Below are 12,553 nucleotides of genomic sequence, written 5' to 3'. Positions count from 1 at the left end.
ATGTCCCCGCGAGTCTATCGCTGTGGTGCGCGCTGCCACGCCCGGGTGCTCACAGCAGCACCGTGGCGAAGTCCCCCCGGCGCTCGAAGCCCACGTGGCGGTAGGTGGCCAGCGCGGGGGCGTTGTACGAGTTCACGTAGAGACTCACCACGGGCGCCACCGTGCGGGCGAGTGCCACCGTGGCGGCCATGCACGGCACGGCCAGTCCCCGGCCGCGCAGCTCGTGGGCCACCCACACCCCCTGGATCTGGCACACGTCCCCGTGCAGGGAGCCGATGTCCGCCTTGAACACCACGGCACCCCGGTGGTCGGTGAGCACCACCGTGCGCTGCTCCCGGAGCAGGGAGCGGATCCGGCGCCGGTAGCCCTCCGCGCCGTTCGTGTACGGGGAGTACCCCACCTCCTCGGTGAACATGGCGGCCGCGGCGGGCAGCACACGCTCCACGTCCGCCTCGCTCCCCCACCGCACCTCGGCCGCCGGGCCCGTCAGCAGGGACGGGTCCGGGTCCCGGTCCATGACGAGCAGCGGCTGCTCGGGACGAACGTCGAACGGCGCGGACCACGCGTGGCGCAGCCGCTCCCACAGCCCCAGCACCGGCTCGGCGGGGCCGAAGACCGAGGCGAAGCGCGGACCGGTGCGCAGCAGCGTGGCCGCGACGAGCTGGACCCCGGTCTCGTCCAGCACCACGGGCACCACGTTGGTGCCCGTCCAGCACGCGCCCACGAGTCTCCCCGCGGCGTCGACCACGCCGTGGACGGGCGGGGCCGCGCGGCCCGCCGCCCGCACCCGCTGCACGTGGGAGGCCACGAACACCGAGGACACGGGGTCCTGCGCGAGGAGCCGGTCCAGGGCCGCGGGCTCGACGGCCGCGGGCTGGAGCACCCGGGGCGAACGGCGCAGGATCACCCCGCGGTCACGACCGGGGCACCCTCGACCGGCTGGCCGTTCTCGTCGAGGCTCATGCTCTCCGCCATCTCGTTGGCCTGCGCGAGCAGGGTCTCCACGATCTGGTCCTCGGGAACGGTCTTGACCACCTCGCCCTTGACGAAGATCTGCCCCTTGCCGTTGCCGGAGGCCACACCGAGGTCCGCCTCGCGCGCCTCGCCCGGGCCGTTCACGACGCAGCCCATCACGGCCACGCGCAGCGGCACGGTGAGGTGGGCCAGACCCTCGTTGACCTCCTCGGCGAGCTTGTAGACGTCCACCTGGGCGCGCCCGCAGGAGGGGCACGAGACGATCTCCAGCTTGCGGGGGCGCAGCCCGAGCGACTGCAGGATCTGGTTGCCCACCTTGACCTCCTCCACGGGGGGCGCGGAGAGGGACACGCGGATGGTGTCCCCGATGCCCTGGGACAGCAGGATGCCGAACGCGGTGGCGGACTTCACGGTGCCCTGCAGCGCGGGCCCGGCCTCCGTGACACCGAGGTGCAGGGGCCAGTCCCCCCGCTCGGCGAGCAGCTGGTAGGCCCGGACCATGGTCACGGGATCGTTGTGCTTCACGGAGATCTTGAAGTCGTGGAAGTCGTGCTGCTCGAACAGCGAGGCCTCCCACACGGCGGACTCCATGAGGGCCTCCGGGGTGGCCTTGCCGTACTTCTCGAGCAGCCGCTTGTCCAGGGAGCCGGCGTTCACGCCGATCCGGATGGACACCCCGGCGGCCTCGGCGGCCCGGGAGATGCCCTCGATCTGGTCGTCGAACTTGCGGATGTTGCCCGGGTTCACGCGCACGCCCGCGCAGCCGGCGTCGATGGCCGCGTACACGTACTTGGGCTGGAAGTGGATGTCGGCGATCACCGGGATCGGGGACTTCTTGGCGATGATCGGCAGGGCGTCGGCGTCGTCCTGGGACGGGCAGGCCACCCGCACGATGTCGCACCCGGCGGCGTTGAGCTCCGCGATCTGCTGCAGCGTGGCGTTGATGTTGGTGGTGGGCGTGGTGGTCATCGACTGGACGCTGATCGGCGATTCCGAGCCCACACCCACGGAGCCCACCCTGATCTGGCGGGTCGCCCGCCGCGGGGACAGGACGGGCTGGGGTGCTGCGGGCATGCCGAGGTTGACCGAGGTCACGAATTTCCTCCAGGGAATCGACGTGCGGGGCCCGTGACGCGCGCCCCGTGTGGTGCAGCCTCCATTGTGCCCCACGGCTGCGACCCGTCGAACCTCCCACGCGTGCCTCGCCGGGGCACCGGGCAGCGGGGACGACGCCGCCCCCGGCCGCGCGGGAGGCGCGAACGGGGGCGGCGTGGTGCGGCGGACGCGGGAGCGCTACGGCCCCGGCCGCGTCAGCGGCGCATGATGCGGCGCGCGAGCCAGTTGCCGAAGAACTGCACGAGCTGCACCAGCACGATGATCACGATCACCGCGGCCCAGGTGACCTCGTCGTTGAAGCGCTGGTAGCCCAGGCGCAGGGCGAAGTCGCCCAGCCCACCGGCACCGATCGCGCCCGCCATCGCGGACATGTCCGTGATGCCGATGACCAGGAAGGTGTAGCCGAGCACCAGCGGCCCGAGGGCCTCGGCCAGGATCACTGTGGTGATGATCTTCCAGCGCGACACCCCCATGGAGCGCGCGGCCTCCACCACACCCGGATCCACGGTCATGAGGTTCTGCTCCACGATCCGGGCCACCGCGAAGGTGGCGCCGATGGTCATGGCGAAGATCGCGGCGTTGGGCCCCAGGCGGGTGCCCACCACCCCCTCGGTCACCCGTCCGAGAGCGGCCAGCAGGATGATGAACGGAATGGGACGGACGAAGTTCACCACCACGTTCAGGATGGTGTACACCACCACGTTCTGCAGGATGTTGCCCCGCCGGGTCACGTACAGACCCACGCCCACCGCCAGGCCGATCAGCCCGGCGAGGACCAGGGTCACGGTGACCATGTACAGCGTCTGCCCGGTTGCGCTCAGCAGCTGCGGGCCGAGAGTCGACCAGTCCATCATGCGGACACCTCCTGGACCGTGGTGACCGTTCGCAGGGCGTCGACGGCCCGGGTCACGGCATCCTCGGGACCGTCGAGGGACAGCGTGAGCGTCCCGAACGTGTGCGACTGCAGGATGGAGATGCCTCCGAAGGCGATCTCGAAGCGCAGACCGTCACGCGCGGCCGCCGAGAGCACCTCCCCGATCCGGTTCTGGTCCGAGACGTCCACGAGCACCAGGCGCCCCGGGTGATCACGGCGCAGCGTGGCGAGCTCGTCCTCCCGCGGCACGGTGCGCATCACCGAGGACACGAACTTGCGGGTGGTCTCCGCCTTGGGGTGCGCGAAGATCTCCGCGGTGCTCCCCACCTCGACGACGCGCCCGCCGTCCATCACGGCCACTCGGTCCGCGACGGCGCGCACCACGTCCATCTCGTGGGTGATGAGCACGATGGTGATCCCCAGTTCACGGTTGACCCGGCGCAGCAGGCCCAGCACCTCCTGGGTGGTCTCCGGGTCCAGGGCGGAGGTGGACTCGTCCGCGAGCAGCAGCTCGGGGCTCGTGGCGAGCGCCCGGGCGACGCCCACGCGCTGCTTCTGCCCGCCCGAGAGCTGCTCGGGGTAGTTCCCGGCGCGCTCGGTGAGGCCCACGAACTCCAGCAGCTCCGCCACGCGGGCCTTCCGGTTCTCCGCGCTCCACCCGGCACGCTTGAGCGGGTACTCCACGTTGCCCGCCACCGTGCGCGAGGTGAACAGGTTGAACTGCTGGAAGATCATGCCGATGTCCCGGCGGACGGGTGCCAGCTGGGTCTCCGACCGGCCGTCCACGCGCCGCCCGGCAACCTCGAGGAAACCGGAGGTCACGGGCTCGAGGCCGTTGATGAGGCGCACGAGCGTGGACTTGCCGGCCCCGGAGTAGCCGATGACCGCGAAGATCTCGCCCCTGCGGATGTCCAGGTCCACGGACTCGACGGCGGTGACCGTGCGCCTGCGGCGTCGGTTCCCCGTCTCGAAGACCTTGCTGACGTCCCGGAAGCTGACCAGGGTGCTCGCCGTGTCGGCTGGGCTCACTTGCTCTGCTCCTTGAGGTCCTGCGAGTACCGCGCGAGCAGGTCCTTGAGCTCCTGCTGGTCCACCTTGGTGGGAACGGCGGTGCCCTTGGTCTCCTTCTTCTCGGCCTCCTGGACCGTGGAGTCGTAGTAGAAGCTCGCCACCTTCTTCAGCGTCTCGTTGTCCGCGTTCGCCTGGGTCGCGGCGAAGAGGTTGTCGTAGACCTTGGCGCTGTCGGCGGTGGGGTCGTCCTGCGCGAGCGCGTTCTTCGGGTCGAGGTTCGCGCGGTCCAGGAAGTCGTTGTTGACCACGGAACCGGCCACCGAGTCCATGGACAGCACGGTCTGCTCGGCGGAGACCGGGCGGACCTTGACCTTGGACTTCTCGGCGTCGAGGTCCTGCTCCGTGGGCGCGATCGTGTCCTTGGTGAAGGACACCAGCCCCTGCTGCTTCAGCAGGTTCAGGGAGCGCGAGAGGTTGATGGAGTCGTTGGGCACGGCGATCTCGTCACCCTGCTTGAGGTCCCCCACGGACTTCGCGGTCTTGGAGTACAGCCCCAGCGGGAAGATCGACGTGGAGCCCACGGGCGTGATGGTGTCCCCGGAGCTGTTGTTGTAGTCCGCGAGGTACGCGATGTGCTGGAACCAGTTCATGTCGATGTCCCCGCTCTTCAGTGCGGGGTTCGGCTGGCTGTAGTCGCTGAAGTCCACGTACTCGACCGTGACGTCGTGCTGCGCCGCCACGTCCTTGAGCGCATCCTGCACGGGGGTCGAGCCCACGATGCCGATGGTGATCTTGCCGTCCGCGGCCGGGTCCGTGTTCTCGGAGCCGCCACCGCACGCGGTGAGGGTCAGGCCCAGGGTGGTGGCCAGTACTACGGGGAGCAGTCGTTTGGTTCGCACGATCATGCCTTTCCAGGGTCGGGGTCCGGTCGCGCGGAGCGAAGGGTCCCGCCTGGATGAGGGCAATGATCAGACACGTGCCATTCGAAGAGAAACCGCACTTGCCGTGATCTTTTCGAACCGCGGCCGGATGGTCATCTGGGGCACCCCGCTACGGGAGAGGGTTGCCGTCCGGCCAGCCAGAGCTACGCGCCGGATCTCGTCATCCGCCCACGAGCCTAGCACGGGACTGCGGCACCACCGGCACCGCCCGTGCCTCAGCGGCCGCGGGAGATTCGCTCGCCCGCGTGGGCCCGGGCCCACCGCTCAGCCTCGAGGACATCCTCCAGCGTGGGCTCCCGCACCCCGTCGTGGTCTCCCACCACGCGCTCCACGAGGTCCACGATCCCCGTGAAGCCCAGCTCCCCGCGGTGGAACGCGTGCACGGCCTCCTCGTTCGCCGCGTTGAACACCGCGGGCCAGGTCCCGCCCAGAGACCCCGCGCGCTTCATGAGCTCCACCGCGGGAAAGGCCTCGGCGTCCAGGGGCTCGAACGTCCACTGCGCGGCGGTGCTCCAGTCGCACGGCACCGCCGCGCCGGTCACGCGGTGGGGCCAGCCGACGCCGAGCGCCAGGGGAAGCCGCATGTCCGGCGGGGAGGCCTGCGCGATCGTGGAGCCGTCCACGAACTGCACCATGGAGTGCACCACGGACTGCGGGTGCACGGTCACGTCGATGCGCTCCAGGTCCACGTCGAAGAGCAGGGACGCCTCCAGGACCTCGAGCGCCTTGTTGACCATCGTGGCGGAGTTGGTGGTCACCATGACTCCCATGTCCCATGTGGGGTGCTTGAGGGCCTGCGCGGGGGTGACGTCCGCGAGCTGCGCGCGGTTCATCCCGCGGAACGGGCCGCCGGACGCGGTCAGCACCAGACGTGCCACCTCCCCCGCCGTGCCGGAGCGCAGGGTCTGGGCAATGGCCGAGTGCTCGGAGTCCACCGGGATCAGCGCGTCGGCGAGGCCCGTGGCCTCGGCCGCGCGTTTCACGAGCGGCCCCCCGGCGATCAGCGACTCCTTGTTGGCCAGCGCCACGCGGTGCCCCGCCGTGAGAGCCGCGAGCGTGGGAGCCAGACCGATGCTGCCGGTGATCCCGTTGAGCACCACGTCCGTCCCGTTCCACTCGGCGATCCGCGTGGCCGCCTCGGGACCGTGGAACACCTCGGGAAGCGCCGCCGACGACGCCGCCCGCGTCCGTGCCGCGAGCAGCTCACGCAGCCGGGCGGCGTCGTCCGCCGTGCCACTCGTGCCCACGGCCGCCACCGCGAAGTCCACGGCCTGGCGCGCGAGCAGCTCCAGGTTGCCGGCACCGGCCGCGAGGGCGAGCACCCGGAAGGGCGGGTGCTCCGCGTCCGTGACGGGCCGGGCGAGCCGTGCCGCCGAGGCGACGACGTCCAGCGCCTGCGTGCCGATGGAGCCGGTGGAGCCCAGGATCACCAGACTGCGGGGGGCGTCCCGGGTGGCGCGGTCGAGGTCCGGGGTCATGGCGGGTGCGCTGTTCATGGGACCAGTATGGCCCGGACGCGGTGTGGGCCCGGCTCCGCAGATGCGACAAGGGCGCCACCTCGGAGGTGACGCCCTTGCGCGAAGGCCCCTCAGGGCCTGTGGGTCGTTCAGCGACGACGCCCGGTCACGAAGCCGTAGACCAGCAGCACGATGAGTGCGCCGACCACGGACGTGATGATGGTGCCGATGCTGATCTTGTCGATCCCGGCGTGCAGGCCCGGAATGAAGCTGCCCAGCCAGCCGCCGAGGAACGCGCCCACGACGCCCAGGATGATGGTCACGATGATCCCGCCACCCTGCTTGCCCGGCAGGATCAGCTTGGCGAGGGCGCCAGCGATCAGACCGAGGATGATCCAGCTAATAATGCCCATTTCTCCACCTCAAGTTGTCGTTGCTCGCGCATGCGGTTGCCCACATGACGGGGCGAGCCTCGCTCTGGTCAGCGAACTGCCGTTCAGTGTACTACCAGATAGCAGGACTATAGGCCTTACCGTCGGGTAGGAGATGTGGCTCACAGAAACCGCCCTCCCCCGCGATCAGTGGGCCACGGGCTTCTCCGCGCCCACACCCGTGAGCGAGCGCACCTCCATCTCGGACTGCTTGTACGGATCCTCCTTGCGGCGCTCCGTGACGGAGCCCAGGAAGCCCAGCAGGAACGAGGCCGGGATGGAGATGATGCCCGGGTTGGACAGCGGGTAGACGGCGAAGTCCGCGGTGGGGATCATGGACGTCTCCGCACCGGACATGACCGGGGAGAAGACGATCAGCACCACGGAGAGGATCAGCCCGCCGTACATGGACCACACGGCCCCTCGCGTGGTGAACCGCTTCCAGTACAGGGAGTAGAGGATGGTGGGCAGGTTGGCGGAGGCGGCCACCGCAAAGGCGAGGGCCACGAGGAACGCCACGTTCTGCCCCTGCGCGCCGATGCCACCCGCGATCGAGATCAGACCGATGACCACCACCGTGGTCTTGGCCACGCGCAGCTCCCGGCGGGGATCCGAGTTCCCCTTCTTGATCACCGACGTGTAGATGTCGTGCGCGAAGGAGGCCGACGCCGTGATGGCCAGTCCCGCGACCACCGCGAGGATCGTGGCGAACGCCACGGCCGCGATGAGCCCCATGAGCACCGATCCGCCCAGCTCGTAGGCCAGCAGCGGTGCTGCGGAGTTCACCCCGCCCGGCGCCGACTTGATCCGGTCCGAGCCGATCAGCGCCGCCGCGCCGAAGCCGAGCACCAGGGTGAAGAGGTAGAACAGGCCGATCAGCGAGATCGCCCAGACCACGGACTTGCGGGCCTCCTTGGCGGTGGGCACCGTGTAGAAGCGCATCAGCACGTGGGGCAGGCCGGCGGCACCGAGCACGAGGGCGAGGCCCAGGGAGATGAAGTCCAGCTTGGAGATCTCGCTCACGCCGTACTTCAGGCCGGGCTCGAGCATGGCGGGGTTGTTGTTGGTCTCCACCGCCGCGCCGAGGATCGAGGAGAAGTTGAAGCCGAACATGGCCAGGATCCACACGGTCATCACGGCCACCCCGGTCACCAGCAGGCACGCCTTGATGATCTGCACCCACGTGGTGCCCTTCATGCCGCCCACGAGCACGTAGACGATCATGATGACGCCCACGACGACGATCACCAGCGACTGCCCCGCCTTGGAGCCGATGCCCAGCAGCAGGGAGACGAGCGCGCCCGCTCCGGCCATCTGGGCGAGCAGGTAGAAGAACGTCACGGCCAGTGTGGAGATCGACGCCGCCACGCGCACCGGACGCTGGCGCAGCCGGAACGAGAGCACGTCCGCCATGGTGAACTTGCCGGTGTTGCGCAGCGGCTCGGCGATCAGCAGCAGCGCCACGAGCCACGCGACGAAGAAGCCGATCGAGTACAGGAACCCGTCGTAGCCCTGCAGGGCGATCGCTCCCACGATGCCCAGGAACGACGCCGCGGAGAGGTAGTCACCCGCGATGGCCAGGCCGTTCTGCGTTCCCGAGAAGGAGCGGCCGCCGGCGTAGTAGTCCGCCGCGGTGGCCGTGGACTTCGACGCCCGGATCACCACCACCAGGGTCACGAGCACGAAGCTGAGGAAGATGGAGATGTTGATCGCGGGGTTGCCCACGGTGGCCGAAGCGCCCTCCGCGAGGTGCACCGCCGGCAGGGTGGTGGCGAGGATGTTCACGGCCGAACCCCCTCGGACGTGCCGGGCTGCTCAGAGGCTCCGGGCTGCCCACGGTGCTGGATCGCGTGGTGCTGGGCCTCGAGCTGCTCCGCCTCGAGCTGCTCGCGCAGCGCCGTGGCCTGCGGGTCCAGCCGGCGGTTGGCGAACCGCACGTAGGCCGCCGTGATGCCGAACGTGGTCACGAACTGCAGCAGGCCCAGGACGAGTCCGAGGTTGATGTTGCCCAGCACCTTCAGCGACATGAACCCCGGCGCGTAGATGGCCAGCACCACGTAGAGCAGGTACCAGACGAGGAACGCGACGGCCAGGGGGAAGACGAAGGAGCGGTGGGTGGAGCGCAGCCGCTGGAACTGCTCCGAGCGCTGCACTGCGGGGAAGTCGATGCCGAGGGTGGCTGCGGAGCCGTTGGGATCGACGGAGGGCGTGGATGCCATGTGTGCCTCCTAGTGTGATGACCACCACAGTAGGAGTTGTGTATCCACAGCGGGAGGGGAGCGTGGATGTTGCCCCGAATAATCCGCATTGTGACGGCATCCTGCGGCATATCTCGCCGATCCGCGCCGTTCAATGTATACAAAGACGGGCCGTGCCGCGCGCCCGGATGTCAGCGCCGCGTCTGGTGTCCCCTCACCGCGAGCACGAACTCCACGGCGCGGTCCAGGAACGCGTCCACCTGCTGCTCCTCGTAGCAGCGCTGCCCCTGCGCCGCGCGGAACACGGCGCCGCGCAGCAGCCGGGGGTCGATGTCCGGGGCGCTGCGCAGCTGCTCCATGAGCCGGTCGCACAGCACGTCCACGTCCGCCGCCGAGTACCCCGCCGTACGGTGCTTCGCGGGTCTGCGGAACCGCTCCGTGCGCGGGCGGTTGAGACGGCCCACGAGCAGCTGCCCCAGCAGCTCCACGTGCTCGTTCCACCGCTGGACGCCGTGCTCCGCGACGAACGCCTCCCGCTCGCGGTCGAACAGCTCGTCCTCGAGATCGTCCAGGTGGGCGTCCACGGCCGCGGGGTCGTAGCCCTCGCGCCCCCGGTCGAACACGCGTTCCCGCACCTGTCGGCTGCCCACACGGGCGCTCGACCCCGCGGTGGCAGGGGTCGACTCCCCCACCGCCCCGGAGGTCCCTGCGCCCTCGACCGACGACGCGCCGGCCGCAGCCCCGGTTTCTTCGCACCCCGGGACCGCAGTGGCACCCGCGCCGGGAGCCGACGCGGCGGCGTCGTGCCCCGCAGTGGGAGACCGCGCGTCCGTGGCGTGGAGCACGGCCGCGACGCGGTCCAGGAAGTCGTCCACCTGGGCGGGGTCGTACCCCCACGAGCGCTGGTCGAGGCGGGGGAAGCGGTCCTGAGACGTCATGAGAGCCCTTTCGGAACTGGAACGGGCCGGTCGCCCACGACGACCGGCCCACGGCGGCAGGCCCCGGAGCCCGCCCGCGTCATGCGAGAACGGAGAACAGCTCGAAGATCACGTAGCCGGTGATCACCGCGAAGAGGATGGAGTCGATGCGGTCCATCACACCGCCGTGCCCGGGCAGCAGGGTGCCCATGTCCTTGATCCCGATCTCGCGCTTGATCATGGACTCGGAGAAGTCCCCCACGGTGGAGACGGCCACGATCGCGACCGCCAGGACCGCGCCCTGCCACCACGGGAGTCCCAGCAGCAGGACGGCGCTCAGGATCCCCACGAGCACGGCACCCCCGAGCGAGCCCGCGAAGCCCTCCCAGGACTTCTTGGGCGAGATCCTCGGGGCCATGGGGTGCTTGCCCCACACCACACCCACGGCGTAGCCGAAGGTGTCGGAGCTGACGGCCAGGAGGATCACGGTGAGGACCTTCTGCGGTCCGTCCGCGGAGTGGTAGAGCAGCACGGCGGTGCTGAGCAGGAACGACACCCACACGAGCGCGAACACCGAGCCCATCATCGACAGCATCATCCCGTGCCGCGGACCGAAGGCCCGCCACACCACCACGAGCGTGACCGCGAGCACGAGCGCCATGGACAGCCACGGCGCGCCGCCGAAGAACGCGGCGAGGGGCATCAGGACCGCGGCCACCACGGCCGGGACCTTGGGGATCAGCACGCCCTTGTAGGTGAGGGACCGCGCGACCTCCCAGACCCCGATCCCCGCCGCTGTGCCCGCCAGCAGCGCCAGCACGAGGGGGACGAAGAACAGCCCCGTGACGAGCGCACCGATCAGCACCACCGCCACGGCCACGGCGGCCGGGAGGTTGCGCCCGGCCCGGGACGGCGCCCTGTGCTCACGGCTGCGCTGGAACGGCCGCGCGAGCACGTGGCGCAGCGGCCCGGTGGTCGGGGACTCGTCGTGCCCGCCCGTGGCCGCCTCCCCCGCGGGCGCTTCCACGGGGTGGGAGCCCGCCACGGGGTCGCGGGGCGCTGGAGAGGTTGGTTCAGGAGCGGACATCAGGCGCCGAGCAGTTCGGCTTCCTTGTTCTTGAGCAGCTCGTCGATCTGGTCGGTGTGCTTCTTGGTGGCCGCGTCCAGGTCCTTCTCGCCGCGCTTGCCGTCGTCCTCGCCGACGTCTCCGTCCTTGACGAACTTCTCGATGGACTCCTTGGCGTGGCGGCGGATGTTGCGCACGGACACTCGGGCCTCCTCGGCCTTGGTGTGCACGATCTTCACGTACTCCCTGCGGCGCTCCTCCGTGAGCTCGGGCATGACCACGCGGATCACGTTGCCGTCGTTCGCGGGGTTCGCGCCGATGTCCGAGTCCCGCAGGGCCTTCTCGATGTCGTTGAGCGCGCTGCGGTCGTAGGGCGTGATGAGCAGCGTGCGGGCCTCGGGGGTCTGGAACGAGGCCAGCTGCTGCAGCGGGGTGGGGGTGCCGTAGTACTCCACCAGCAGGCTGGAGAACAGCGCGGGGTTCGCACGGCCGGTGCGCACCGTGGAGAAGTCGGTCTTCGCCGCGTCCACCGCCTTGCTCATCCGGGTGGTGGCATCCGAGAGGACATCTGAGATCACGGGTGGTTCTCCTTCTGCGACGGGTCGTGCGAGGCTGTGCCGGAGTCGCTCACCCCGGCGGCGGGACAGTGGTCCCACTCTATCGTCCGGGCCCGCCCCCAGGGTCCTGGGGCCGCGGCCCGCGGGTGTGTTCAGGGGGTGACGAGGGTGCCGATCTCCTCGCCCAGCACGGCGCGGGTCACGTTGCCCGCACCCTCCATGCCGAACACCCGCATGGTCACGTTGTTGTCGCGGCACAGGGCGAACGCGGTCTGGTCCATCACGCGGATGTCCCGGGCAAGCGCCTCGTCGTAGGTGAGGCTCGCGAGCCGCCGTGCCTCGGGGTCCTTGCGGGGGTCCGCGGTGTAGACGCCGTCCACACCGTTCTTGGCCATGAGCACCTCGGTGGCGTGCACCTCCAGCGCGCGCTGGGCGGCCACGGTGTCCGTGGAGAAGTAGGGCAGTCCGGCTCCGGCGCCGAAGATCACCACGCGGTCCTTCTCCATGTGGCGGATGGCGCGGCGGGGGATGTACGTCTCCGCGACCTGCTCCATCTTGATGGCGGACTGCACGCGGGTGTCCACGCCGCACTGTTCCAGGAAGTCCTGCAGCGCCAGGCAGTTCATGACCGTGCCCAGCATGCCCATGTAGTCCGCACGCGAGCGGTCCATGCCGGCCTGGGAGAGCTCGGCGCCGCGGAAGAAGTTGCCGCCGCCCACCACGATCGACGTCTCCACCTGACCCACGGTCGCTGCGATCTGCTCGGCGATCTGGCGGACCACATCAGTGTCCACGCCCACGCTTCCGCCCCCGAAGACCTCGCCCGAGAGCTTGAGCAGCACACGCCGGCGTCCCGGTTCCGATCGCCGGGACTCACGGCTCATCCGCAGTGCCTCGTCCTGGGGCTCGGAGTCGTTGGTGGTGGGCATGGATCCTCCCGGGGCCGCTGCGTGTTCTGGATGTGGCCCACCCGTGGCAGACCGCCCCCCAGCATACAGAAGCGGCGGGGC

At 70.0% G+C, this 12,553-nt stretch carries 13 protein-coding genes and 1 riboswitch; all 13 genes read right to left on the bottom strand.

Annotated elements, in window-relative coordinates:
• Positions 1-49: 49 nt before the first annotated feature.
• On the bottom strand, positions 50-907 hold the full coding sequence (locus EAE32_RS09530; protein ID WP_121864993.1) for a GNAT family N-acetyltransferase: 858 nt from the start codon (positions 905-907) through the stop codon (positions 50-52).
• Positions 904-2,070, bottom strand: a complete 1,167-nt coding sequence (gene ispG / locus EAE32_RS09525; protein ID WP_121845786.1) for a flavodoxin-dependent (E)-4-hydroxy-3-methylbut-2-enyl-diphosphate synthase — start codon at positions 2,068-2,070, stop codon at positions 904-906. The genes EAE32_RS09530 and ispG overlap by 4 nt, the downstream gene beginning before the upstream one ends.
• Positions 2,071-2,285: 215 nt before the next feature.
• Positions 2,286-2,942, bottom strand: a complete 657-nt coding sequence (locus EAE32_RS09520; RefSeq protein ID WP_121845801.1) for a methionine ABC transporter permease — start codon at positions 2,940-2,942, stop codon at positions 2,286-2,288.
• Positions 2,942-3,994, bottom strand: coding sequence for a methionine ABC transporter ATP-binding protein (locus EAE32_RS09515; protein WP_121845787.1), 1,053 nt, complete (start codon positions 3,992-3,994; stop codon positions 2,942-2,944). Before EAE32_RS09515 ends, EAE32_RS09520 begins: the two co-directional genes overlap by 1 nt.
• Positions 3,991-4,881 (bottom strand): MetQ/NlpA family ABC transporter substrate-binding protein, encoded by an 891-nt coding sequence (locus EAE32_RS09510; RefSeq protein ID WP_240625064.1) that lies wholly within the window; start codon positions 4,879-4,881, stop codon positions 3,991-3,993. Before EAE32_RS09510 ends, EAE32_RS09515 begins: the two co-directional genes overlap by 4 nt.
• 86 nt (positions 4,882-4,967) lie before the next feature.
• A riboswitch (SAM riboswitch) is annotated at positions 4,968-5,082 on the bottom strand.
• A gap of 50 nt (positions 5,083-5,132) precedes the next feature.
• Positions 5,133-6,395: a 1-deoxy-D-xylulose-5-phosphate reductoisomerase gene (dxr, locus tag EAE32_RS09505; RefSeq protein WP_206059857.1), complete on the bottom strand. Its 1,263-nt coding sequence runs from the start codon at positions 6,393-6,395 to the stop codon at positions 5,133-5,135.
• 128 nt (positions 6,396-6,523) lie between these two features.
• On the bottom strand, positions 6,524-6,787 hold the full coding sequence (locus tag EAE32_RS09500; RefSeq protein ID WP_121845789.1) for a GlsB/YeaQ/YmgE family stress response membrane protein: 264 nt from the start codon (positions 6,785-6,787) through the stop codon (positions 6,524-6,526).
• Between the two features lie 165 nt (positions 6,788-6,952).
• Positions 6,953-8,584 (bottom strand): solute symporter family protein, encoded by a 1,632-nt coding sequence (locus tag EAE32_RS09495; RefSeq protein WP_424321743.1) that lies wholly within the window; start codon positions 8,582-8,584, stop codon positions 6,953-6,955.
• A 2-nt stretch (positions 8,585-8,586) separates the two neighbouring features.
• Positions 8,587-9,024, bottom strand: a complete 438-nt coding sequence (locus EAE32_RS09490) for a DUF485 domain-containing protein (RefSeq protein ID WP_121845790.1) — start codon at positions 9,022-9,024, stop codon at positions 8,587-8,589.
• 170 nt (positions 9,025-9,194) lie between these two features.
• Positions 9,195-9,941 (bottom strand): DivIVA domain-containing protein, encoded by a 747-nt coding sequence (locus tag EAE32_RS09485; RefSeq protein WP_121864991.1) that lies wholly within the window; start codon positions 9,939-9,941, stop codon positions 9,195-9,197.
• Between the two features lie 79 nt (positions 9,942-10,020).
• Positions 10,021-10,965, bottom strand: coding sequence for a phosphatidate cytidylyltransferase (locus tag EAE32_RS09480; protein WP_240625066.1), 945 nt, complete (start codon positions 10,963-10,965; stop codon positions 10,021-10,023).
• Between the two features lie 41 nt (positions 10,966-11,006).
• A complete protein-coding gene (frr, locus tag EAE32_RS09475; protein WP_121864990.1) occupies positions 11,007-11,564 on the bottom strand; it encodes a ribosome recycling factor in 558 nt (185 codons plus the stop codon).
• Between the two features lie 131 nt (positions 11,565-11,695).
• A complete protein-coding gene (gene pyrH, locus EAE32_RS09470) occupies positions 11,696-12,427 on the bottom strand; it encodes a UMP kinase (RefSeq protein WP_121845804.1) in 732 nt (243 codons plus the stop codon).
• Positions 12,428-12,553 lie beyond the last annotated feature (126 nt).

Origin of the sequence: Kocuria tytonicola, assembly GCF_003687175.1 — a bacterium.
Lineage (GTDB): Bacteria > Actinomycetota > Actinomycetes > Actinomycetales > Micrococcaceae > Kocuria > Kocuria tytonicola.
The sequence above is the reverse complement of the archived record's forward strand: the minus strand, read 5'-3'. Positions and strand labels throughout refer to the sequence as shown.

Coding starts and splice junctions, on each gene's coding strand:
- EAE32_RS09510 (WP_240625064.1), bottom strand. CDS start 4,881: ATGATCGTGCGAACCAAACGACTGCTCCCCGTAGTACTGGCCACCACC.
- EAE32_RS09490 (WP_121845790.1), bottom strand. CDS start 9,024: ATGGCATCCACGCCCTCCGTCGATCCCAACGGCTCCGCAGCCACCCTC.
- dxr (WP_206059857.1), bottom strand. CDS start 6,395: ATGACCCCGGACCTCGACCGCGCCACCCGGGACGCCCCCCGCAGTCTG.
- EAE32_RS09500 (WP_121845789.1), bottom strand. CDS start 6,787: ATGGGCATTATTAGCTGGATCATCCTCGGTCTGATCGCTGGCGCCCTC.
- EAE32_RS09485 (WP_121864991.1), bottom strand. CDS start 9,941: ATGACGTCTCAGGACCGCTTCCCCCGCCTCGACCAGCGCTCGTGGGGG.
- pyrH (WP_121845804.1), bottom strand. CDS start 12,427: ATGAGCCGTGAGTCCCGGCGATCGGAACCGGGACGCCGGCGTGTGCTG.
- EAE32_RS09520 (WP_121845801.1), bottom strand. CDS start 2,942: ATGGACTGGTCGACTCTCGGCCCGCAGCTGCTGAGCGCAACCGGGCAG.